The 23,774-nt window shown below is 72.5% G+C and carries 15 protein-coding genes and 2 pseudogenes; 9 read left to right on the forward strand and 8 right to left on the reverse strand.

Going from position 1 to position 23,774, the window contains the following annotated elements; genetic code table 11:
* Positions 1-40: 40 nt before the first annotated feature.
* Complete coding sequence (locus ACQPY0_RS30220) at positions 41-271, reverse strand: hypothetical protein (protein ID WP_432967761.1); 231 nt, start codon at positions 269-271, stop codon at positions 41-43.
* A gap of 688 nt (positions 272-959) precedes the next feature.
* Here ACQPY0_RS30220 and ACQPY0_RS30225 point away from each other — a divergent pair.
* Positions 960-1,319, forward strand: coding sequence for a histone-like nucleoid-structuring protein Lsr2 (locus tag ACQPY0_RS30225; RefSeq protein WP_432967764.1), 360 nt, complete (start codon positions 960-962; stop codon positions 1,317-1,319).
* 306 nt (positions 1,320-1,625) lie between these two features.
* Here ACQPY0_RS30225 and ACQPY0_RS30230 read toward each other — a convergent pair whose 3' ends face one another.
* A complete protein-coding gene (locus ACQPY0_RS30230; RefSeq protein WP_432967767.1) occupies positions 1,626-4,934 on the reverse strand; it encodes a fibronectin type III domain-containing protein in 3,309 nt (1,102 codons plus the stop codon).
* A gap of 339 nt (positions 4,935-5,273) precedes the next feature.
* Here ACQPY0_RS30230 and ACQPY0_RS30235 point away from each other — a divergent pair, with 339 nt between their 5' ends.
* The 3 genes from ACQPY0_RS30235 (at position 5,274) to ACQPY0_RS30245 (ending at position 10,582) form a co-directional block, all read left to right on the forward strand.
* Entirely contained in the window at positions 5,274-8,003 is a 2,730-nt protein-coding gene (locus tag ACQPY0_RS30235) for a putative bifunctional diguanylate cyclase/phosphodiesterase (RefSeq protein ID WP_432967770.1), read from the forward strand.
* Between the two features lie 96 nt (positions 8,004-8,099).
* Positions 8,100-9,344 (forward strand): type III PLP-dependent enzyme, encoded by a 1,245-nt coding sequence (locus ACQPY0_RS30240; RefSeq protein ID WP_432967773.1) that lies wholly within the window; start codon positions 8,100-8,102, stop codon positions 9,342-9,344.
* Positions 9,344-10,582 (forward strand): hypothetical protein, encoded by a 1,239-nt coding sequence (locus ACQPY0_RS30245; protein WP_432967776.1) that lies wholly within the window; start codon positions 9,344-9,346, stop codon positions 10,580-10,582. Before ACQPY0_RS30240 ends, ACQPY0_RS30245 begins: the two co-directional genes overlap by 1 nt.
* Before the next feature lie 28 nt (positions 10,583-10,610).
* On the opposite strand, the gene ACQPY0_RS30250 is transcribed toward ACQPY0_RS30245, so the two are convergent.
* Both ACQPY0_RS30250 and ACQPY0_RS30255 read right to left on the reverse strand, forming a co-directional pair.
* Positions 10,611-12,143 (reverse strand): PQQ-binding-like beta-propeller repeat protein, encoded by a 1,533-nt coding sequence (locus tag ACQPY0_RS30250; RefSeq protein WP_432967779.1) that lies wholly within the window; start codon positions 12,141-12,143, stop codon positions 10,611-10,613.
* Between the two features lie 66 nt (positions 12,144-12,209).
* The gene (locus tag ACQPY0_RS30255; RefSeq protein WP_432967782.1) at positions 12,210-12,977 is read right to left on the reverse strand and encodes a M15 family metallopeptidase; all 768 of its coding nucleotides are present in this window, start codon (positions 12,975-12,977) and stop codon (positions 12,210-12,212) included.
* 346 nt (positions 12,978-13,323) lie between these two features.
* On the opposite strand from ACQPY0_RS30255, the gene ACQPY0_RS30260 reads away from it, so the two are divergent.
* From ACQPY0_RS30260 to ACQPY0_RS30280, 5 genes are all read left to right on the forward strand, one after another.
* Complete coding sequence (locus ACQPY0_RS30260; protein WP_432967785.1) at positions 13,324-14,196, forward strand: L,D-transpeptidase family protein; 873 nt, start codon at positions 13,324-13,326, stop codon at positions 14,194-14,196.
* 333 nt (positions 14,197-14,529) lie between these two features.
* Positions 14,530-15,615, forward strand: coding sequence for a sugar ABC transporter substrate-binding protein (locus tag ACQPY0_RS30265; protein ID WP_432967788.1), 1,086 nt, complete (start codon positions 14,530-14,532; stop codon positions 15,613-15,615).
* Positions 15,616-15,660: 45 nt separating this feature from the next.
* Positions 15,661-16,434 (forward strand): ATP-binding cassette domain-containing protein, encoded by a 774-nt coding sequence (locus ACQPY0_RS30270; RefSeq protein ID WP_432967791.1) that lies wholly within the window; start codon positions 15,661-15,663, stop codon positions 16,432-16,434.
* On the forward strand, positions 16,431-17,690 hold the full coding sequence (locus tag ACQPY0_RS30275) for a sugar ABC transporter permease (protein WP_432967794.1): 1,260 nt from the start codon (positions 16,431-16,433) through the stop codon (positions 17,688-17,690). Before ACQPY0_RS30270 ends, ACQPY0_RS30275 begins: the two co-directional genes overlap by 4 nt.
* Before the next feature lie 45 nt (positions 17,691-17,735).
* On the forward strand, positions 17,736-18,923 hold the full coding sequence (locus ACQPY0_RS30280) for an ROK family protein (protein ID WP_432967797.1): 1,188 nt from the start codon (positions 17,736-17,738) through the stop codon (positions 18,921-18,923).
* A gap of 42 nt (positions 18,924-18,965) precedes the next feature.
* On the opposite strand, the pseudogene ACQPY0_RS30285 reads toward ACQPY0_RS30280, so the two are convergent.
* The 4 genes and pseudogenes from ACQPY0_RS30285 to ACQPY0_RS30300 all read right to left on the reverse strand — a co-directional run.
* Positions 18,966-19,634 (reverse strand): annotated as a pseudogene (locus ACQPY0_RS30285) (methyl-accepting chemotaxis protein); the annotation flags it as partial.
* A gap of 327 nt (positions 19,635-19,961) precedes the next feature.
* Positions 19,962-20,624: a hypothetical protein gene (locus tag ACQPY0_RS30290; protein ID WP_432967800.1), complete on the reverse strand. Its 663-nt coding sequence runs from the start codon at positions 20,622-20,624 to the stop codon at positions 19,962-19,964.
* A 77-nt stretch (positions 20,625-20,701) separates the two neighbouring features.
* Positions 20,702-22,315: pseudogene (locus tag ACQPY0_RS30295) on the reverse strand (Tn3 family transposase); the annotation flags it as partial.
* 406 nt (positions 22,316-22,721) lie between these two features.
* A complete protein-coding gene (locus ACQPY0_RS30300) occupies positions 22,722-23,771 on the reverse strand; it encodes a DUF4037 domain-containing protein (protein WP_432967803.1) in 1,050 nt (349 codons plus the stop codon).
* Positions 23,772-23,774 lie beyond the last annotated feature (3 nt).

Genomic DNA, 23,774 nt, shown 5'->3' on the forward strand with positions numbered 1-23,774 from the left:
GTGTGCCGGGGGCGCCCGTGGCCGTGCTTCACGCCCTCGTCTACGACGGCAGGTCGCTGATCACCACGTCAGCCGGAACATCCTCGGCGAGCGCGTCGGCGTACCCCGGCCTGATCCGCTTGCCGGAGCACGTACCCGCGTTGCGCAGCCGCGCCGCCCACACCGGGTCGGCCACCGCCACGCCGTGTACCAGTTCCGGCGTTGGCTCGAACGCCACCATCGCGCCGGCGACCCACCCGCGTGCTTGCGCGTCGACACCGTAGGTGCGCACGTTGCGGCCACCGTCTCGTGGGTGCCCGCCGACTCGCCGGACAGTACCTGCCACGGCAGCGGCAGCGATGCCCGCCTGCCCCGCCGGATGATCATCGTCGTGCGGTCTATGGACGGGTCCCAGCCGCGGCGCAGGATGTCGCAACGGGCGTCCGGTGGCAACGCTGTCCCTGGCCATGGCACATCACCGTGGCCGTTGACAAACGCGGAGCCGACCCTCGTCTACTTCGCCACGGCGGGGTCCCGCCCTGCCGACTGGGCTCGAACCAGCGTCCGCCCGGTCCGCTCTTCCCATGCACTACACCAGGGAGCCCTCAAGGGACATCGGTGGGGCTGCTGGGATTTGTCGCTGCCCTCGGGGTGCCCGCCTTCGCCCCGGCTGCCCGGCGGGGTGTTGTGCGGTGACGGCACCGTGCCTGGGACGGACGTGACACCCGGGAGCGGCATCGCCGCCTCGAATCAATCACAATTTGTAGCTGGCGATATGCTCAGCGTGTCCGCAGCGTGGTCCGTCGCAGGTCTCGCCGAGGCTGTCGACGGCGAGGGCGCCGGTTGCCTTCCGTGAGCGTTGCAGTAGGCTGCGACGACCGTTCCGTGCCCGTCACTGCCCGTCTGACCGATTTCAGCGTGTCTGGCGGCGGTTCATGGGCTGCGGAATTTCACTCCCCGTATCGGAAGGCAGCATCGTCATGGCCAGACGCGTGATACATGAGCTGATCGACGACCTCGACGGCGGGCTCGCCGACGAGAGCCTCAGCTTCGGCCTCGACGGCGTGCAGTACACCATCGACCTCTCCGCGAAGAACGCCGCCGAACTGCGCGACGTTCTTGCGCCTTTTGTCGCGGCCGCCGCGAAGCTCGGCCGGTCCCCGGTGGCCACGCCGGGGCGCAGCGGCGGCCGGGGCCGGCCGGTCCTGTCGGCGCGGGCGGAGCGGGAGCAGAACCGGGCGATCCGCGAGTGGGCGCAGAGCAAGGGCCTCGAGGTCTCTGACCGCGGCCGAATCCGCGCCGAAATCGTCGAACGGTTCCACGCCGAAGCGGGAAACTGAACGGGGGCGCCCACTATGGGCGCCCCCTTTCGTCTACCGCATCTTTTGCTTGTACCTGCTCCGCCCACCGTCACCCGGCCGCGCGCCCGGCAGCCCCGTTCCCGGCCCTGCGCCCGGTTCGCCGACGGTGAGCACTCCGTTTCGCAGCGTTCGAACGTCGAGGTGTTCCGCGTCCTGGCGGGCCGCGCCTGTCCAGCTCGCTCCTGCCTCGCGCTCACGGGCCGGTGGAGAAGGCCTCGCGCTCATGGGCCTGCCTCGCGCTCACGGGCCGGCTCCGCGCCGCTGGGCCCGCCTCGCCGCCGGTGTTCACGCCGCGCGGTCGTTGCGCTGCGACGAGCCGTCCGCCGCGAACCGCAGCCGCGACAGCGTGACGAATGCGAAGCCCGCCAGCACCAGGCACAGCCCGAACATCGCGATGCTGCTGATCGGCCCGCCCGTCACCGCGAGCGTGCTGCCGCTGCCGCCGCTCGGGCCGCTGCCCGTGCCGGTGTCGTCACCGCTCGTGTGGTCGCCGCCGATCACGTGCTGGACCGCGATGTCGATACCGAGCGTGAGGTAACGTGGCTGTCCGGAGTTGTCGACGCCGGAGGCGACCAGCGTGTGGGTGCCCGTGTAGCCGGCCGGCACCGTCACCGCGATGCTGAACGCGCCACTGCCGTCCGTCGTGGTCGTCGCCAGGGTCAGCGGCGTCGAGTAGATCGCCACCGTGATCGTGCTGTGCGGCTGGTAGCCGGTGCCGCTGAGCGTGATCTGCTCGCCGGGCGCGACGTCGGTGCCGCTGGAGTTGTCGACCTTGCCGGCGCTCGGTGGCACGTCGGCCGGCAGGGCCGGGGCAGCCGTCGGGGTCGCGGTGGCCGCCGTGGACCAGGCGGAGTCGCGGCCGTACGTGCCCAGCGCCTGGACCATGACCTGGTACTCGGTGCCCACGGTCAGGCCGGTGATCGCGCAGCCGGTCTCGGTGGCCGCCGCCTCGCAGCTCTTCATCGTCCCGCTGTCACTGTTCGCGTTTGCGCCGCTGCTGACCGTGGCGTGGAACTTGGTGACGCCCGAGCCCGGGTCGCCCGCCACCCACGACACCCAGATCGCCTCGACGCGGGCCGTCGCCGTCACGCTGCCCGGCGCCTGCGGGGCCCTGCTCGGCGTGGCCGCCGACGCGGGCACCCAGTCGGAGTCGCCGGAGTTCCCGGAACCGATCGCGCGGACCTGCACGTGGTACGCGGTGCCGTTGATCAGCCCCGAAATCGTGCAGTGATCCGCGGTGCCGGCGACCGGCCCGCACGTCTTCGTGTGGTCCTCGACCGTCCACACCTCGTAGCCGTCCAGCCCGGCGCCCGGGTTCACCGGCGCCGTCCAGTGCACCGTGAGCTCCCCGTCGCCAGGGGTGACGGTCACGCCGGTCGGTGCCCCGGGCGGCCCGGCGACCACGGCCGGCGACGAGGCCGCCGACGGATCGGAGTCGCCGCTTTCGTTCATGCCCTTGGCCACGACCGTGAACGTGTACCCGGCCCCGCCCGCCTGCAGACCGTCGATCTCGCAGTAGGTGCTGCCGCCGTCGGTGGTGTCGCAGGTCTTGCTCGGGTCCTCGACCGCCGTCGCCACGTAGCTGGCGATGCCGCCCCGAGTCGTCGCCGGTGCCGTCCAGCTGATCCGCAGCGTGTTCGCGCCCGCCTGCGTCGCGGTCACCGCCGTGGGCGAGTCGGGCGCACCGGGCGTGACCGGGTCGGAGGACTCGCTCGCCGCCGAGTCGCCGATCTCCCCGCTGCCGATCGACTGCACGGTGAAGGTGTACGCGGTGTCGGCACTGAGCGTGTCGACGACGCAATGCAGAGTGGTCGCGTCGTTGGTCGTACACCCCTTGGACGCGTCCTGGTCCGACACCACCACGTAGTGATCGATCCCGCTACTCGGCGTGCTCGGCGCAGCCCACAGCACCGACAGCGACGTCGGTGACTGCCCGACCGCGCGTACCCCGGTCGGCGCGCCGGGCGGCCCGGGCACGACGGCGCCCGAGGTCGCGCCCGCGGACGGCTCGCTCTCGTCGGCGGACCCGAGCGCGACGACCGTCACGGTGTAGGTGGCCCCGAGCGTGATCCCGTTGACGATGTCGCAGGTCATGGTCGAGGCGTCGCCGCCGAGGCAGCTGCCGGCCGGGTTGGCGTCGGAGTCGTACGCGGTGGCCGAGTAGTGGTCGACGTCCGTCCCCGAGTGCTGCCAGGAGACCCGGATGCCGGACGCGAGCGGCTCGGCGGTCACGTGGCTCGGCGCCTCGGGCGTGGCCTCGATCCGGGCGCCGAACCCGGGCGCGGAGACGCCGGGCACGTACACGCCGGTGCCCGGGGCTGGGTCGCCCGTCGCCCCGCCGCCCGCCCCGGCCGAACCAGGACCGGTCGTCCCGGTGCCGGCGGTCCCGGTGCCGGCGGTCCCGGTGCGGTCCGTCGCCCCCGAGCCGGTGCTGTCGAGGTCGGCCGCGTTACGGGAATGCCCAGCACCGGACGGGTCGTTCGTATCCGATCCGGACGCTGCGCCGCCGGCGGTAGCGGCCAGCCACCTGGCGATCACGCTCGGTACCGCCCGGAGTGCGTCAGTGTCCCGGCCGGCTCCGCGCTTGTCGGTGTCGAGAGCGTCACTGTCCGCGTTCGCGTACGGGCGGCCGCTCGCGGCGGCGCGCCTCTGTATCTGCGCCCAGGCCCGCGCTCCCGCCGTCGCTGCGGCTCCGCGCTGTGCCCCGGCGGCGCTGTCAGTGCCGGCCGTGCCGGTGTTCGCACCGTTCGAGGCTGAGGTGGCGCCGGTCGTGCCGGCTGCCGTGGTGGTGCTGGTCGCTGTGGCTCCGCGCCGTGCCCCGGCGGCGCTGTCAGTGCCGGCCGTGCCGGTGCTCGCACCGCTCGAGGTCGCGGTGGCACCGTTCGTGCTGGTGGCGCCACTCGCCGCAGCGGTGCCGGTGGAGGCGGTGCCCGAGTCCTGGCCGTGGTCGGCGCCCCAGCCGCCGTTGGGGTCGGTGCCGCCCAGGAGGCCCCAGCCGTCGGTCTTGCCGGTGGTGGCGTCGTCGCAATGCGTGTCCGTGGCGGTCGTGCCGGGCCGGGCCTGGTTCTGGTCGCGCTCGGTGCCGACATCCTTGCAGTGCGTCGCGTCGCCCGAGGTCGCGTTCGCAGCGCTGGAGCCCCGCGCGGTGTTCGTGGTTGGCGACGCACCGTGGGCGGATGTGGACCGGCTCTCACCCGTGGTGGTCTGGGCATCGTCGGCGACGAAGTCGGGCTGCTCGACAGGCGTCCCGGACGTCGCCGACCGACCCGCGCCGGAGCCCGCCGTGGCTGATCCGGCCGCGGCCCGCTTGGTCGTGGCCGGGCGGTTCGCAGCGCCCGTGTCGCTGGACGCGCCGGCGCCACCCGTGCTGCTGGCGGAACCCGCGCCGGCCTTCCCGTGGGAGGCGCCCCGCCCGGCGGCGGTACCCGCACCGCTCGAGGCTCCCATCCCGCCGGACGCGGGGCCGGCGGACAGGCCGGCGAACGCGGGGCCCGCGGCACTGCCGAACACGACGACGCCCGCGGTCAGGGCGGCCAGCCCGGCCTTGACCGTTCGGCGGGTGACCCGTGGGCGGCGTTTCGGCCTGGGCTTCATCCTGGATTGCGCGGGCATTCCGTCCCCCGTCGTTGACCGGTCGCGCCCTACCGGAGCGCGAACACAGATGCGAACACATTTCGCAATCTAGCCATCACGGATCGTGAAGATCCGCCGAATGGCGATTCCGGACCCGCAGAGCCAGGGGTGCCGGGAACGCCGCGGAGGGCAGGGAACGGACACGGCCCGCGAACCGGCCCAGGCGATCACCGGCGACGTACGGGGGTGCGGTCGGACGGGTGCGGGACGGTTGCCTGCCCGCCGGGGCGCTCAGTTCGGCGCACCGCCACCCGATCAAGGCGGTCACGCGGCACATGGACCAACAGGATCGGGGGACGCATGGCGAGCTGGCCGGGTAGCCTGCTGCGGGCCGCCGCGCCCACCCGAGGCTACGCGGTGCTGTGCGGCGTGGTCGCCGTGGTCACGGGCGCGCTGTTCGTCGTGTTCGTCACCGGGGCCGGGGGCGCGCTGGTCGGGCAGAACGTGTCCAACATCGCGCTGTTCCTCGCCGCGCTGACGGCCGGGACCGCCTGCGTGGCGCGGGCCGGGCGGACCCGTAACAGGACCCGCATCCGCTGGGCGTGGGCGCTCGCCGGGGCCGGGGCGCTGTCGTGGGCCGTCGGGCAGGTCTTCTGCATCTGGTACGAGACCGTGCAGGGCAAGGAGGTCCCGTTCCCGTCGCCCGCCGACGCCGGGTACTTCTGGATGATGCCGTTCACCGCGGCCGGGCTGCTGCTGCTCCCGGTGAGCCGGCAGAGCATCGCCCAGCAGGCCCGCAGCATCCTCGACGGGCTCATGATCGCCGCCTCGCTGCTGCTCATCGCCTGGGTGCTGATCCTCGGCCCGCTGGTGCGGCAGGGGGCCGACAGCGCGCTCGGGCTGCTGGTCACGCTGTGGTACCCGGGCGGCGACATCGTCGTGCTGACGATCGTGCTGTTCATCATCGCCAGGCTGCGCCGCGGCGGGCGGCGGCCGATGTCGCTGCCGCTGGTCGGCGCCGGGCTGGTCGCGTTCACCGTGTCGGACTCGGGATACGCCTACCTCACCCTGGTGGACAGCTACGGCTCCGGCAACGTGCTCGACATGGGCTGGTTCGCCGGGTTCGCGCTGCTGCTGCTCGCCGCGCGGCGGCCCGAGCCCGCCTACGCCGAGCAGGGATCCGGCTCGCTGACCCAGCCGCTCGGGGTCATGCTGCCGTACCTCGCGGTGCTCGGCGCGCTGTTCACCAGCACGTTCGAGGTGCTGCGGCACGGCGCCCACGACCCCGTCGTGTCCTGGAGCCGCTCGGCGATCATCCTGCTCATCGTCGGCCGGCAGCTGCTGACGCTGCTGGAGAACCGGTCCCTCACCCGCGGGCTGGAGGCCCGGGTCGAGGCGCGCACCGCCGAGCTGCGCGCGTCCGAGCAGCGCTTCCAGGCCCTGGTGCAGCACAGCTCCGACGTCGTGACGGTCATCGACGCCGACGGGATCGTGACGTACCAGAGCGAGTCCATCAACCGCGTCTTCGGCTACGACCCGGCGACCTTCGCCGGGACCCGCCTGACCGAGCGGATGCTGCCCGACTCCGCGTCGGGGCTGCTGGCCGCGATCGAGGCGATCACCGGCACCGCGTACGCCACCCGCGTCATCGAGCTGCCGATGCGGCACGCCGACGGGCACCGCTGCCTCGCCGAGGTCACCATCACCAACCTGCTGCAGGACGCGAGCGTGCGCGGCATCGTGCTCAACTCCCGCGACATCAGCGAGCGCAAGGAGCTCGAGGACCAGCTCGTCCACGAGGCCTTCCACGACGGGCTGACCAAGCTCGCCAACCGCGCCCTGTTCAAGGACCGCCTCGAGGTCGCCCTGCGCCGCGGTGAGGACGTCGCCATCCTCTTCCTCGACCTCGACGGGTTCAAGGAGGTCAACGACAGCCTCGGCCACGCCGCCGGCGACGTGCTGCTCATGCACGTCGCCATGCGCCTGGGCGAGGCCGTCCGCGACGAGGACACCGTGGCCCGCTTCGGCGGCGACGAGTTCGCCGTGCTCATCGACGCCGTCGGCGCGCCCGAGGACGCCGAGGAGCTCGCCACGCGGATCATCGCCGCGCTCGACGAGCCGTTCGTCGTCGACAACACCGAGATCCACGTCCAGGGCAGCATCGGCATCGCCCTGACCGGCAGCGACGCGCGCGACGCCGACCAGCTCATGCGCAACGCCGACCTGGCCATGTACCGCGCCAAGTCCGCCGGCTCCGGGCAGTTCGCCCGCTACGACCCGCAGATGCACTCCGGGCTCGTCGAGCGCCTGCAGCTGGCCGCGGACCTGCGCCGGGCGCTGGAGGCCGGCGACGAGCTGGAGATGCGCTACCAGCCCACGATCGAGCTGCGCACCGGCGCGATCGTCGGGTTCGAGGCGCTCGTACGCTGGCGGCACCCGGTCCGCGGCATGATCAGCCCGGCCGACTTCATCCCGCTGGCCGAGTCCACCGGGCTCATCCGGCCGCTCGGGCAGTGGGTCCTCGCCGAGTCGTGCCGGCAGGCGGTCACCTGGGGGTTCGACCGGCCGGACCGGCCGATGTCCATGGCCGTCAACGTCTCCGGCGTCCAGTTCGACCAGCCCGACCTGCCGCAGATCGTCGCGTCGGTGCTCGCCGCGACCGGGCTGCCGGCGCAGCGGCTGTGCCTGGAGATGACCGAGAGCGTGCTGATGACCGACACCGAGGAGAACCTCGCGGTGCTGCTGAGCCTCAAGGACATCGGGGTACGGCTCGCCATCGACGACTTCGGGACCGGGTACTCGTCGCTTTCCTACCTGCGCCGCTTCCCCGTCGACACGCTCAAGATCGACCGGTCGTTCGTGGAGCGGCTCAGCGGGGCGGCGCCGGACGCGGCGCTGGCCCGGACCATCGTGCAGCTCGGGCAGAGCCTCGGGATGGCGACGGTCGCCGAGGGGATCGAGGAGTACGCGCAGTTCCTGGCCCTGCGCCGGATGGGCTGCGACCTCGCGCAGGGGTACTACTTCTCCCGCCCGCTGCCGGCGGCCGAGGCCACCCGGCTGCTCAAGGATCCGGCCGTCCTGGCGGCCTGATGCCACCGGCCGGCAACCGTCGCCGCACCCGCCCGGCTCCGCGGCGCGCCGAGCCTGGGACTTGACCGCAGATTCCCCCGTTAGGAGCCCGCTTCGATGACGGCTGCCCTCGCCGACCAGGCCCGCCTCGACCTGCCCGGCCACTGGCCGGCCGCGCTCGACCCGCGCGCCCTCGCCACGCTCGCGGGCGCCACGCCGTTGCTGGCGCTGGACCTGTCGAGCGTCGCCGAGCGCTACGCCGCCTTCACCGCCGCCATCCCCGGCGTGTCGACGTTCTACGCGATGAAGTGCAACGCCGCCGAGGACGTCCTGGGCACCCTGGCCGGGCTCGGCTCGAGCTTCGAGGTGGCCAGCATCGGCGAGCTTTGCAAGCTGGCGCAGCTCGGCGTCGAGGCGTCCGAGGTGCTGTACAGCAACCCGATCAAGCCGCCGCAGGCGATCGCCGAGGCGTACCGGGCCGGCCTGTGGCGCTTCAGCTTCGACTCCGACGGCGAGCTGCGCAAGCTGGCCCAGTACGCGCCCGGCGCCGCGGTGTACATCCGGCTGCGCGTCGACGACTCGACCAGCATGTTCCCGCTGTCGCGCAAGTTCGGCGCCGAGGCGCAGGAGGCCCGCGCGCTCATGCTGCTCGCCCGGGAGCTGGGTCTGCGGCCGTACGGCGTGACCTTCCACGTCGGCTCGCAGTGCGCGACCACGAGCGCGTGGCGGCAGGCGATCGCCGCGGCCGGGCGGCTCATGGCCGTGCTCGCCCAGGACGGCGTACACCTGGAGATGCTCGACCTCGGCGGCGGGTTCCCGGCCCGCTACGTCGAGCGCGTCCCGTCGCTGGCGCAGATCGCCGCGGCGATCAACCCGGCGCTGGCGGAGCTGCTGCCGTACCGCCCGGCGCTGCTGGCCGCCGAGCCCGGACGGCACCTGGTCGCCGAGAGCGCCGTCATGATCACCACGGTCCTCGGGCGCGAGGTCAGGGCGGGGGAGCATTGGCTGTACGTCGATGTCGGCGCCTACAACGGCATGATGGAGACGCAGCAGACGCTCCAGCGGTGGCGCTTCCCGCTGTGGACGTCCCGCACCGACCACGCCCTGGTGCCGCACCTGCCTTTCACCGTGACCGGCCCGTCCTGCGACAGCTCCGACACCATGTTCCACGGCGTCGACCTGCCCTCGACGATCGAGGTCGGCGACCGGCTCTACATCGGCTCGGCGGGCGCGTACACGCTGAGCTACGCCAGCCACTTCAACGGCTTCGCGCCGCCGGAGGTCGTCGTCGTCGGCGGCCCGACCGGCACCGACGCCGTCGCCGAGCGCGTCCCCGCCCAGCCCGCGGCGGCCCGCCCCTGATGGCCGCGGCCGATGCGCCCGCCCCGCACCGGTCGCGCCACCGCACCGACCTGACCGGCGGCCGGCGCCGCGCCGGCCGCCTGCGCGAGCTGCTCGTCTCGGGCGTGGTCGACTCGTTCGGCCTGTCGCTGGGCTGGACCCTGTTCAACCTCGTCGCCACGCGGCGCGGGGGCCTTGAGCTGGCCGCGCTGTTCAACGCCGCCATGCTGCTCGGCGTCGTGCTGTCCGCGCCGGTCGCCGGCCGCCTCGCCCGGCGCCTGCACGGCCGCACCCTGCTGCTGCTGGCCGGGACCACCGAGGCCGTCCTGCGCGTGGCGACCCTCGCCGCGCTGCTCAGCGGCGTCGACAGCCGCATCGTCGCGGCCGGGATCACGCTCATGCACGTCGCCGCCTACACCGGCTTCGCCGCCATGCGCGCCGAAGTGGCCGCCGTCGACGCGCGGCCCCGCGCGATGACCCGCTACGCGTTGTCGATCGCCGCAGTGGAGGCCGCCGGGGCCGGGGTGGCGGCCCTGCTTCCGCTGCACAAGGCCTCGACGGCCGTGGTCTTCACGGTGTACGGCCTGAGCCTGCTGCCCACCATGCTCACCGCCCGCCGGGCCCGCACCTTCGCCGCCGGCGCGCCCGTGCTGCCCGGCGTGCGCCACCTGACCCGCGTCGAGCGCCGCTGCGCCGAGGCCGGCGTCCGGCTGCCGCTGCCCGTCCTCGCGGCCGGCGGCGGCATCATGCTGCTGTCGGCGGGCCCGACCCTGCTGTCGGTGGCCCTCGCCACCGAGCTGCACGGCCCGCACGCGGTCGCCGGGGCGGCCGCCGCGTTCAGCGCCGGCTGCCTGCTGTCCTCATGGGCCGTGGACCGGGTCGGCCGCCTGCGGCTGCCGGCCGCGGTCGTCTGGCCGCTGTGGGGCGTCGGCATGCTCATCGGCTGGCTGCTCGCCCCGGCCCACGTCGCGGGGCTGTTCGCGGCCCAGGTGCTGTCCGGGCTGAGCATGACCGCGTTCGAGGGCGGCATGGACGCGCGGCTGGCCCACGCCGCCCGCCCCGGCACCGTCACCACGGTGCTGGCCTGGAGCGCCTCGACCCGGGCCCTGGGCAGCGCGGTCGCCGTACGCACGCTGCCGGCCCTCGCCGCCGCCCCCGCGGTCGGTGCCGTCGCCGGCGCCGCCGCGGCCGTGCTGAGCGTCGCCGCGCTGCTCGCCCTGGCCCGCACCCGCACCGGGCACGCCGTTGCGGGCCGCTAACCCAGCCGCCACGCGCAGGCCCGGCGGCTCACGTGGCCGAGAGGGCGTGGACGGCACCTGCCCGGGTGCCGAAGTAGAGGGAGCCCTTCCACACGGCCGGGGTCGACTCGATGCAGCCGCCGATCTTCAGTTCCCACAGCAGGCGTGGGTCGGCGTGGGTGTTCGACACGTCGTAGGCGTGCATGACGCCTGAGCAGTCGCCCATGAACAGGGTGTCGTCGACGATCACGGGGGACTGCCAGGTCTCGCCGCCCGGCAGATGGAAGCGCCAGCGGACCCCGCCCGTCATGCGGTCCAGGCCCAGCACGTCACCGCCGGCGGTGACGAAGACCGCGATGTCCTGGTACAGCGCCGGCGTCCCCCAGATCCCGCCCGGCCGCTCGCCCTGGTCCTTCACGGCCCACACGACCGGGTTGTCGGGCTTGGCCGGGTCCAGTTTGAGCATCTGGCCGACCTCGCGGGAGCGGGCGTTGCCCTTCTCGTACTCGGAGCCGACATAGAGATAGCCGTCGGCGTCCACGACGATCGAGGCGTCGGTGTCATCGCCGGTCCAGAAGCGCAACGTGCGGGTCGGGGCGCGGCCCTGCTTCAGGCCGGACAGGTCCCAGCCCTGCACGAGGCCGCCGGAGTTGGCGAAGTACACCGTGTCGCGGAACACCGCCACGGAGTTCTCGATGGAGACGTTGGTGTCGCCGGTGTCCTTGAGCAACTGCTCGTCCCAGCCGGGGGTGTGGAACACCAGCTGCGGCGCGACGGTGACCTTGCCGTCGGGGCCGTACCCACGGTTGAGCTTGACGATGTGGAACTGGCTGTTCTCGCCGCCCTCCAGCAGGTAGTCGTCGATGATCAGGCCGGAGCCGTCCCAGTCGTCGTTCCACAGGGTCGGCTTCACCGCGTCGGCGGAGAGCTTCCACAGCTCCGTCGGGGTGCCCCGGTCGATCGCCAGGACGCGGTAGTACCCGTCGCGGGAGCCGGAGTAGACCAGCGGGTAGCCGTCGGGGTCGACGGTGACGCTGCCCTTGATGATGTCGCCGGTCTTGAAGTCCGGCAGGATGCGCTCGCCCGTCGCGGCGTCGAGGAAGTGGATCGCGCGGTCGTACGCGCCGAAGACGACCCAGGTCCGCCCGTCGCGCTCGAACACCGCGGGCTGGCCGGTCCAGCCGCTGCCGCACCACTGGGTCGTCTTGCCCTTGTCCGTCGACATCGCGCACATCCCGCCCGAGCGCGGGAACTGCCAGCGGGTCGCCGGGGTGGTCCGCGGGACCGGGCCCTGGCCGTAGTACGTGCGGGTGGGGTTGCCGCGGAAGGTCAGCAGGCCCTGGACCTTGGTGCCGTAGGGCCGGCCGACCCCGGCCGGGTCCGACCAGCCGGCGAACGGCGGCCCGGACGACGACGGCGACGCCGGCGGGGCCACGGACGGGCTCACCTTCGCCTCGGCGGCCGGGCTGTCCGCGCGCGTCTCGGCCCGGTGCAGCGCCCAGGCGGTCGTGGCGACGCCACCGACGATCAGGACCAGCATTCCGGCCACGATGAGGCGGAAGATGCCCATCCGTGATTCCATGCCGCACAGTATGGGGCTGGTGCTCGATCGCGCATACGTACTGACAGAGATCGGCTACTGGATTGCTCAGCCGGACTTCTCGAAGTGCTGGTAGTCGGTGCCGGACGCCCAGGCGCCGCCCCAGGCGAACCCCTCGGCCCGAAACGCCCGCACGGTCGCGTCCCCGGCGATGATCATGCCCGGCCGTACGTCGCCCCGGTTCAGGTACGCCTTCCCGGCCGGCGGCATCACCCGGCCCTTGGGCAGGTACGGGTTCTCGACCGGGTTGACGTCGATCGCCCGGCCGTAGGCGTGGTTGGACCAGTGGCTGGTGCCGGGCACATTGCGGCAGTTGAACGCCGAGGTGTTGTCGGCCGCCATCGACTCGTCGTCGCTGCCGCCGTACTGTTCGATGAGGTTCATGCCGCGGATCGGCAACCGCGCCTCGCGCAGTTGCCGGAACACCCGCACGGTCGCCTCCGCGATCGCCTGGTGCACGACCAGCTGCCCGGCGTGCGTGGCGCCGTCGAAGCCGACGTAGGACGTGTGGACCAGGCGCAGGTCGTCGAGGCCGACGGGGCAGCCCGGCCGCCAGGAGACGCCGGTCATGGCCTGGCGCAGCGCGGCCGGCAACGCCTCCACGGAGTCCTGCGGCACCGTTTCTCGCGCGGGTGTACCAGCTGTGCTCCCCGCCACCGCCGACCCGGACGCCCCCGGCGCCACCGACGCACTCACGGATGCCGGCGCCTGGCCCGCCCCGCCGGCACACCCCGCGGCGCCGACCGCCAGGCCCAGCGCGAGCACCACCGCGACAACGCGGCGTGTCGCCCGATTTGCCCGGAACCCTGCGGCCATGCGCTCGATACTATGGGGCGTGCCGGTTGACCAGCCCAGACGCCGCGCCGGGGTCGCACCCGTCACCCGCCCGCGTGGCGGGCTCGTCAGCCGAGCGAGCGACGCCGCGCCCGCTGACTGCGTGCGTGGTGGGTTCGTCAGTCGTGCCCGTGGCGTTTCGGTCCCCGCGCCGGTCACCCGGGCACGTGCCGGGTTCGCTGGCCGTGAGCGTGACGTCTCGGTCGCCGCGCCCGCCGGCCGTGCCTGTGGCGGGTTCGTCGTCCGTCTGCGGCACGCGTCCGTGGCCGGGCCCGCCGGTCACGGACGGCACGGGTCCGCGGGCGTCCGGCATGCCCTCGGGATCATCGTGCTGTCCCTGACGCTCGTGCTGGCCGGCTGCGGCCCGGCGGCCCCCGACGACCTCGCCCGGCCGTCCGCCCGGGCGACGCCCCAGGACGCGGCCGCGATGGCCGCCGCCACCGGCGCGCCGGTCGCCTCCACGCGCGCGGCCGGTCCCGCCGCCGCCCCGGTGACGTCCGGCCCGGCGGCGCGGCCCAGCGTGGCGGCGCCCGCCACGGCCGGGGGACCCGGGAACGGGGCGGGCACCAGCGGTACACCCGCGCAGGAGACGCCCGCCAACGACGCGGCGCGCCTGCGGTCGCTGCCCGCGAGCACGACGCAGGTCGTCATCGTCCAATCGGCCGGCCGCACCGCGACCACCGCCACCCTGCAGGCCTACGCCAGGACCGGCGGCGGCTGGCGGCCCGCCCTGCCGGCGATGACCGCGCGGCTGGGCGCCAACGGGTTCAGCGACGCCAAGCACGAGGGCGACCGCACCACCCCGGCCGGCGTGTTCGCCATCGACGCCACCATGTACGGCATCGCCGCCGACCCCGGCGTGCGGTACGGCTACCATCGGCTCACCGACGGTGACTGGTGGGACGAGAACAGCGACTCGCCCGGCTACAACACGTTCAGTCACGGGGACAACCCCGGCGGGCCGAGCGAGCCGCTGTGGCGGATCAGCCCGCAGTACACCCACTTCGCGGTGATCCGCTACAACATGCCCGCCACGCCCGGGCGAGGCAGCGGCATCTTCCTGCACCAGGGCAACGGCAACAGCACGCTCGGCTGCGTCAGCCTGCCGCAGGGTGACCTCCTCACGATCCTGCGCTGGCTCGATCCGGCCGCGAACCCGCGGATCGTCATGGCGCCGACGGCGTGGCTCGGCCGCTACTGAAATACGCTCGTGCGGGTCGGCGTCATGAGCAGGACCAGCATGCCCGACACGCCGTCAGCGCCGCGGGTCAGGCGCGGCGCAGCCCGGGCCGCAGCAGCCACGCCAGCACCACCTCGACCACCGTGGCGAGGACCGTCGCCGGGGGCGTGACCTGCGGTTGGGGCGTGTCGTGCACCGCGGGACACCAGATCCACTCACGCGCCATGAGTGCGGGTGATTGCGGTCACTTTGCGGAATCGTTACGGGACGCGACCGTACAGCCTTGTGCCGCCGGGCCGGGGCGCCATACGTTGCCGATCACAACAAGCAGTGGACTTCCCGAAAGGACCGGGCATGCGCAGAGGGATCCTGTCCCTGCTGGCCGTCGGCGCGTTCGCCGTGAGCGGCACCGCCGCGTGCACCGCGAACGTGTCCGGCAGCGGCCGGGGTGACAAGCCGCGCATCGGAGTCATCCTGCCCGACAGCAAGTCCTCGGCCCGGTGGGAGACGGCCGACCGTAAATACCTCGCCGCCGCGTTCAAGGCCGCCGGCGTCGACTACGAGATCCAGAACGCGCAGAACGACAAGAGCGCCTTCACCACCCTGGCCGAGCAGATGATCACCCAGGGCGTCGACGTGCTCATGATCGTGAACCTGGACTCGGGCACCGGCAAGGCGGTGCTGGACAAGGCCCGCAACGCCGGCGTCGCCACCATCGACTACGACCGGCTGACGCTGGGCGGGTCGGCGCGCTACTACGTGTCGTTCGACAACACCGCCGTCGGCACCCTGCAGGGGCAGGGCCTGGTGCGCTGTCTCGCCGAGGCGAAGGCCACCCGGCCGGTGATCGCCGAGCTCAACGGCTCGCAGACCGACAACAACTCGACGCTGTTCAAGGAGGGCTACGACGGGGTGCTCGGGCCGCGGTTCGCCTCCGGCGAGTACGTCAAGGGCCCCGACCAGTGGATCGAGGAGTGGGACAACACCCGGGCCGGGACCACGTTCGAGCAGATGATGACCGCCCAGCCGAACATCGGCGGGGTCATCGCCGCCAACGACGGCGTGGCCAACGCGGCCATCAACGTGCTCAAGAAGCAGGGGCTCAACGGCCGCATCCCGGTCACTGGGCAGGACGCGACCGCGCAGGGGCTGCAGAACATCCTCAACGGCGACCAGTGCATGACGGTGTACAAGGACGTGCGCCGGGAGGCGGCGGCGGCCGCGAAGCTCGCCATCGCACTGGCCAAGGGTGAGACGGGCGTCACCACCACCAAGGTCTACGACCGGGTCGGCAAACGCGACATCGACGCGATCCTGCTCGAGCCAAAGGCGATCACCAGGGCCAACGTCCGCGACGTCATCGAAGACGGATACGTCTCGGCGGACGAGGTGTGTACCGCGGACTTCGCCGCGAAGTGCGCCGCAGCGGGTATCAAGTAAGGTACCGGATCCCGCCTGGGGATCGGGCGCCGGCGAAGGAGCATCGTGACCGAAAGACCCTTGCTGGAGATCCGGGGGCTCAGCAAGAGCTTCGGCCCCGTGCAGGTGCTGCGCGACGTGGACTTCTCGGTGCACGCCGGGCAGGTCACGGCCCTCGTCGGCGACAACGGCGCCGGCAAGTCGACGCTGGTCAAGTGCATCGGCGGGGTCTACTCGTCCGACACCGGCGAGTATCTGTTCGAGGGCCGGCCGGTGTCGCTGCACGGGCCCCGCGACGCGGCCGCGCTCGGCGTCGAGATCGTCTACCAGGACCTGGCGCTGTGCGACAACCTCGACATCGTCCAGAACATGTTCCTCGGCCGGGAGATCCGCCGCGGCCTGGTGCTCGACGACATCACCATGGAGCAGCGGGCCGCGGAGACCCTCGCGAGCCTGTCGGTGCGCACCGTGGCGTCGGTGCGCCAGCCGGTCTCGAGCCTCTCGGGCGGGCAGCGGCAGACGATCGCCATCGCCAAGGCCGTGCTGTGGAACAATCGGATCGTCATCCTCGACGAGCCCAATGCCGCGCTCGGCGTCGCCCAGACCGCCCAGGTCCTCGAGCTGGTGCGCCGGCTGGCCGACAACGGCCTGGCCGTGGTCCTCATCTCGCACAACATGAACGACGTGTTCGCCGTCGCCGACCGCATCGCCGCGCTGTACCTGGGCCAGATGGCCGCCGAGGTCGGCGCCACCGACGTCACCCACTCCCAGGTCGTCGAGCTCATCACCACCGGCCGCAGCGGCGAGCTCGGCCTGAGCCGCCAAGGAGCGACGGCATGAGCGTGTCGATGCTGGAGCAGCAGGAGCGCGCGGGCGGGCGGCCGCCGGAGGGGTTCGCGGCGTACACCCGCGACTACCTGGCCCGCGTCCGCGGCGGGAACATGGGCGCCCTGCCGGCCGTGCTGGGCCTGCTCACGCTCGTGGTCGCGTTCTCCGTGGCCCGCCCCGAGTTCGTCACCGCCGGCAACCTCGCGAACCTGCTGCACCAGGGCGCGGCCGTCACCGTCATCGCGATGGGCCTCGTCTTCGTGCTCCTGCTCGGCGAGATCGACCTGTCCGCCGGGTTCGCCTCCGGGGTGTGCGCGTCGGTGCTCGCGGTGCTGCTGACGAACGTCGGCCTGCCGTGGTACGTCGCGGTCCTCGGCGCCATCGCCACCGGCGCCGCGATCGGCCTGGTCATCGGCCTGCTCGTGGCCAAGCTCGGCATCCCGTCGTTCGTGGTGACCCTCGCGGCGTTCCTGGCCTTCCAGGGCGCCGTGCTGCTGCTCATCAAGGGCGGCACGATCGTCGCGGTCGACGACCCCACGATCAAGAAGATCAACTTCGACGGGCGGTTCACGCCCCTGCAGGGCTGGGTGCTCTACGGCGTGACGATCGCCGGCATGCTGGCCCTGCATCTGTGGAAGCGCTACAGCCGGGTGCGCCACGGCCTGGCCGCCGAGCCGTCCAGCGTGATCGGGCTGCGGGTGCTCACCGCCGCCGTGCTGCTGGGCGGCGCGGTGTGGACACTGAACCTGGAGCGGTCCAAGAACGACGCCATCTCCCAGCGGGGCGTGCCGATGATCGTCCTCATCGTCGGGGTCCTGCTGTGGCTGTGCACTTTCGTGCTCAACCGCACCGCGTTCGGCCGGCACATCTACGCCGTCGGCGGCAACCGCGAGGCCTCCCGCCGGGCCGGCATCCACGTGGACGCGATCCGCATCGCCGGGTTCGTCATCTGCTCGACCATGGCCGCCGTCGGCGGGATCGTGGCCGCGTCCCGGGACGCGTCGGTGAACCCGAACACCGGCGGCTCCAACGTGCTGCTCTACGCGGTCGGCGCGGCCGTCATCGGCGGCACGAGCCTCTTCGGCGGCAAGGGCCGGGTGCTCAACGCGGTGCTGGGCGGCGCGGTCGTCGCCGTCATCGAGAACGGGATGGGCCTGATGGAGTACAGCCCCGGCACGAAGTACATCGTCACCGGCGTGGTGCTGCTGCTCGCCGCCGGCATCGACGCGCTGACGAGGCGCCGGGCGGCCGCGGCCGGGCTGCGATGACGCGCAACGACTAGTCTGGATACCGCACCCACAAGAAAGCCGAGCATGCGCGTTGGCCCCAGCCAGGAGGAGATCCGGCGGAGCAACCTCGGAGCGCTCCTGCGCTCCGTGCACCTCCACGGTGCGATGTCCCGCGCCGACCTCACGACGAGCCTGGGTCTCAACCGCAGCACGATCGGCGCGCTGACCGCGGACCTCACGGCCGCGGGGCTGGTGAGCGAGGGCGTGCCCCGGGAACAGCGCGGCCGCGCCGGCCGCCCGTCGCTCGTGGTGCGCCCGGAGTCGGAGAAGGTGTACGTCTTCGCCTTCGCCGTCGAGGTCGACCGGATCGTCGCCGCCCGGGTCGGGCTCGGCGGGGTGCTGCTGGACCGCTTCGAGGCGGCCCGCCCGCGCGGCGAGCACGACGCGGCGACGGTCATCGCCCCGATCGCCGACTTCGTGCGCAAGATGAGCCTGTCGGCCCCGCCCGGCGCCCGGCTGATCGGCTCCGGCGCCGCGGTCTCGGCCATGGTCCGCCGCGACGACGGCTTCGTGCGCCTCGGCCCCCAGCTGGGCTGGGCCGACCAGCCGCTCGGCGAGGCGCTGCGCGCCCTGATCGGCGACGAGCGGGCCGTGGCCGTGCGCAACAACGCCGACCTGGCGGCGCTGGCCGAGCACACCCGCGGGGCCGCGGTCGGCTGCGCCAACCTGGTGTATCTCTACGGCGACGCCGGCGTCGGCGGCGGCATCATCGCGGCCGGCCGCCCGGTGACCGGCCACGGCGGCTACGGCGGCGAGGTCGGCCACATGGTCGTCAACCCCACCGGCAGGGCGTGCAGCTGCGGCTCTCACGGCTGCTGGGAGACCGAGATCGGCGAGCACGCGCTGCTGGCCGCGGCCGGGCGCAACGCGACCTCGGGCCGGGAGGGCATCCTGGCGGTGGTCGACGCGGCCTCCCGGGGCGACAACACCGCCCAGGCGGCGATGCGGCAGGTCGGCGACTGGCTGGGCTTCGGCGTGGCGAACCTGGTGAACATCTTCAACCCCGAGATGGTCATCTTCGGCGGCACCCTGCGGGAGGTGTACCTCGCCTCGGCGGCCCAGGTCCGCTCCCGCCTGAACCGCAACGGCCTGCCCGCCTGCCGCGAACACGTCCGCCTGCGCACACCCCAGCTGGGCCAGGACGCGGCGCTGATCGGCGCCGCGGAGCTGGCCTTCGAGCCGCTCTTCGCCGACCCCCTCGACTCCGCCTGATCTCGTCACTGCATCGCAGTGCGGTCATCGCCCGATGGTCGCTCAGATCCGGAAGCGGCCGATCACCTGCTGCAGCTCCGCGCTGATGCCGGCCAGCTCGGTGACGGTACCGGTGGCCTCGGTCAGCGTCGCCGTGGTGGTCTGCGCTGCGGTGGCGACGCCCGTGATGGTGCCGGCGATCTCGGTGGTGCCCCGCGCGGCGTCGGTGACACTGCGGCTCATCTCGCCGGTGATCGCGGTCTGCTGTTCAACGGCGGAGGCGATGGTGAGCTGGTAGTCGTTGATCCGGGCGATGATCTGGGAGATCTCGCCGATCGCGGCGACCGCGTTGGTGGTGTCGGACTGGATCGCCTCGACCCGCCGGGCGATGTCCTCGGTGGCGCGGGCGGTCTCCTGCGCCAGCTCCTTGACCTCGTTGGCGACCACGGCAAAGCCCTTGCCCGTCTCGCCGGCCCGCGCCGCCTCGATGGTGGCGTTGAGCGCCAGCAGGTTGGTCTGCTCCGCGATCGAGGTGATCACCTTGACCACGTTGCCGATCTCGGCGCTGGATTCGCCCAGCTTCGACACGGTGGTGTTGGTGGCCTCGGCGACCCCGACGGCCTCGGCGGCGACCCGGGCCGCGTCGTTGGCGCTCTGGGCGATCTCCCGGATGGACGCGCCCATCTCCTCGCTGCCCGCCGCGACGGTCTGCACGTTCGTGGAGGTACCGCCAAGGTACGACGGAAACCGGCAATGGGATGACGCGCGTGGATCCCGCCGCTGCCTATCTCTCGGCCGTCCTGTCGCCCTGGGACGCAGCCGCCACCCCGTTCTCGAGATGATCGCAGGCCGGCGCCGCGCCCGGGGACGGACGCGGCGCCGGTTCACCGAATCATCTGCTCAAGGGGTTCTCACATCATCGGGACGAATGCCGTGGCGTCGTAGGCGACATCAGCACTGGTCGGTGCGCCGTCGTTGCTCAGCAGTACATATGCCCCCCGGCCCAGGGTGTAGGTGCCGAGGTTGACCCAGTGGTCGGTGCCGAGCGAGCCGCTGGCCTCAGGTCCCTGATCGATGGTGGGGCTGTTGAGCAGCGTCTTTTGGTTCGCAGCCTGCTGGATGTAGTAGTGCGCGTTGGCCCAGGTGCCGCCGTGACTGGGTTGGTGCGCCCAGATGGTGTATGTAGTTCTTGTGCTGGCCCGGCGAGAGCGGCAGGTCGGGTTCCCAGGCCCCGACGATCTTGTGTTTGGTCAGCCCGGTCCCGGACGTGCCGTGGGTGAACCACATGTGCCCCAGGTATCCGGCGCCGAGCTGGTGCAGGTCGATGTCAGCGTATGGTGCGCCGTCCTGACCGGCCGGTGACCCGCCGCGCAGCAGGAATTTGCCGCCCAGCGTATTCGTCGGGATGGCGCAGCCGAGGTTGTACTTGCTGGTGTCGCGCAGCGTGTAGATCATGTTGATGCTCACGCTCGAGTCGTAGCCGGCGACCGTGGACGGGTCGAACGGCGTGCAGCCCGTCGGGTAGGTCCGTACGACGCCCGGTTCGGAACTGGTTCCGGGGAGGTCCTTGAGGTTCTCCGTCGTGCACCTGCCCGCGTTGCAGTCGGCGAAGTCCACGTGCCCGTGCCACCAGCAGGAGCTGTTGACTGCTGGGCAGCCGTTGTTCGCCTGGGAGCAGCCGAACTGCGTGTCGCAGAAGTCGTACAGGCCGGGTAGGGTCACGCCGAAGTACGGCGTCGGGTCGAAGTCCTTGTAGCGGAAGAAGACGTTCGGGTTGGATCCGAAGGCCGGGTACTTGCCGGCAGCGCCTGCCCTTGCGTATCGGCGTGGATCGTGTCCGGCCGCACCCGTGACTGCTGGTCGAGCAGGCCCTGAATGATGTGCACGGCCTCCCACACCCCGACCGGGATGAACACCGACCCGTCGCCCCACACCTTGATCAGGTCCAGCTCGGTGAACGCGTCGACGACGTCGGCGATGGCCTTGTTCAGCTTGTCGATCGTGACGTGCCGGGCCGAGGTGGTGGCCAGCTCGTGGGCGGTGACGCCGGCGATGTGCCGGGCGGCCTGCGCCGGGCCGAGGTTCGTGCCGTAGGTGAACGTGGTCAGGATGTACCGCACGAACGGGTCCTTCAGCTTCGGGTCCGACCCGGACGCCGGGGAGAAGCGGCGCCACCACTCCAGCCAGTGCGCGGTGCGGGCCAGGATCCCCATCAACGTGCGCTCGGGCATCCGGTCGCGGAGCGCCAGGGCGAGGGCCTGCGCCGAGGCGGTGGGCGGTGCGGCCCGGTACTGCTTGAGCGAGGGCCGGCCGGCGTCGTCGATCGCGAAGTCGGCCAGCTCCGGGTACGCCGTATCGGTGGCCCGGCACTGCGCGTCGAGGCGGGCCTGCAGGTCGGCACGGAACTGTCCGCCGGTGGCCGGGATACCGACCTCGGCGCAGAACCCGGGCAGCACCTCGGCCGGGCTGAGCAGCTGGTCGGCCCAGTTCGCGTACGTCGCCGCGCCGGTCACCGCGATGTCGCCGGTGCGCAGCTCCTCGGCGAGGTAGGTCAGCACGCACGCCTCCAGGTGCCGGCGCACGAACATGCCCGGCCGGGCCAGGTCCCGGATCGTTTTGTTCTAGTTCTCCGACGCGAACGACGTGTCGAAGACCCGCATCCGCTGCTCACCGGTCAATTCGTCGATCACCGCGCGGCCGTGCTCGTCGAACACCGGGATCCGGTCGGGGATGTGGTCGCGGGTCAGCATCGCGTGCTCGCGCATATAGTCCAGCAACTCCAGCACGCTACGGTCGGCGCTGGTCGCCTCCAAATTCAGCACGCCGACCATCGCGAGCATCGACGCCCGGTCCTTGCGGAAATGCCGGGCCACCAGCGGCACATGGTTGTCGCCGTGCGTCGCGCGGACCCCGTCGATCCGGGCGAGCTCGTACGGAAAGCCGCCCACGGCCTCGACGGTCTTGCGGGCCATCTCCAGCGCAGCGGCCTGCTGCGCGCCCGCCGGGCCCTGCGGATCCAGGTGCCCGAGCACCTGCCGGTAGTTGCCGATCAGTGCCTCGGTCACCTTCTGCTGCTGCTTCTTCAGCTCTTCCAGTTCCAGTCGGGCCCGTTTGGTCAGGGTGGCCACCCGCCGGCAGAACATCTCCGCCGTGTCGTCGCGGGCCTTCTTCTGCGCGGCGTGCACCAGCGCCGCCAGCACTGCGGTGCGTTTCGCCTGCCCGTAGTCGCCCAACACTGCGGCGTCGGCGGCCTCGGCCTCACCCGCGAAGTCGGTGATCTTCGACAAGGCCACGCCGCGCCACCAGACGCGGGAGTCGCCGAACGTGTCAACCCAGCGCAGATGGCCGATCTGCTTGCGGTAGTTCGTACACGACGGCCGCGGCGCGGTCTGCTTCAACCGGTTGAACGCACTGATCGCCGCGTTGAGATCGGCCTGAACCTGTCCCCAGACCGTCCCGACCTGGTCGGCGGCGGGAGCTTGGAACCCGGCGGCCGGCGCCTCCCGGAACAGCGCGACGTTGCGCAGATTGCGGAAGTAGGCGAACGACTCGCTGACCCTGGCCGCGGCCGCCGTGCGTGCGGCCGAGCCCGCGGCCAGCTGCCGGTACCTGGCCAGCGCCGCCATCAGCTCCTCGTCCGCCCCCTCCACGGACTTGCGGGCGTTTGCCTTGCCAGCCTCGTGTCGTTTCGCCTCATCGGCACCGCAAGGGGGCGCATAAGGTTTCAGGACCGGCTGCGGTGTCCCGGAGTCGATTCCTAGCATCCTAGGACGCCATAGCGAGCGTGGCTGGCGCCACGCCTGAAAAGCCATGAAGCCGCTACGCGGCAGGGTTCGCCGCCGCGCTGAGGTCGCGGGCGAGTTCCGGCTGTCCCAGGACGTCGGTGCTGTCCGTGTACTGGTCGATGGCGCCGACCCGCGAGCCGCCGGGGTCGAGGGCCTCGGCGAAGCGCCCGGCGTCGATGACGGGGAACGGCCGGTCGAAGTACGGGCGGCGGGTGGCGTCGACGGGCGGGGCGAGGTCGAGGCGGTTCTGCCAGGCGCCGGCGGCCTCGTACGCGTCGCAGAGGGCGTCCTGGCGTGCCCCGGCGTCGCGGGCGTCGACGGCCCGGGCCAGCGCGGCGGCGATCGCCCCGACGCCGGGCAGGGCCGCGAAGGCGGTGCCGAGCCATTTGCTGTACGGCGGATAGCGTCGCGCCAGCAGCAGGCTCAGCCGCATGACGTCGCGGGCGAGGCGGGCGGTGACGATGCGGCTGCCGAGGTCGTCGCCGGCTTCCGCGGTACGCCCGACGAAGGCTTCTTCCGCGGCGATGCGGGTCCATTGCGCGGCCAGGACGCGCCGCCACAGGTGCTCGGGATACCAGGCGAGGTGTTCGCGCAGCCGGGTGAGCTCGCCGGTGTCGTCGTGGTAGACGGCGCCGGCGGTGGCCTCGGCGAGCAGCTGGGTGGGGGTGGCGAGCCAGTCGGTGTCGGTGGCGCCGTGGCGGGCGTCGAAGCCGAGGTGTTCGCGGGACCAGGTGGCGACGTCGGTGATGTGGATGCGGTGGTGGACGGGGCCGGTGGTGGGGGTCATGACGCGGACGCGGGCGTGTGGTGGTTCGAAGCTGGTGGGCCAGCCGTGGATGTGTTTCGGGAGCCGGTCGCGCAGGGTGGCGGTGAGCTCGGCGAGGTCGGCGGTGTTCAGGTCGACGAAGAGTTCGAGGCGGGGGCCCCAGTCGTGGTCGGTGGAGCGTTCGGTGTCGTGGCCGAGGACCTCGGAGCCGGGGCCGATGCGGGCGGCGGCGTGGGGGAGGCCGGTCAGGAGGGGGCGGACGGCGTCGGTGTAGAGGTGGTGGCACAGTTCGAGGCCGGGGATGAAGGTGGGCGGCACCCG

Origin of the sequence: Dactylosporangium sp. CA-233914, assembly GCF_050942935.1 — a bacterium.
Lineage (GTDB): Bacteria > Actinomycetota > Actinomycetes > Mycobacteriales > Micromonosporaceae > Dactylosporangium.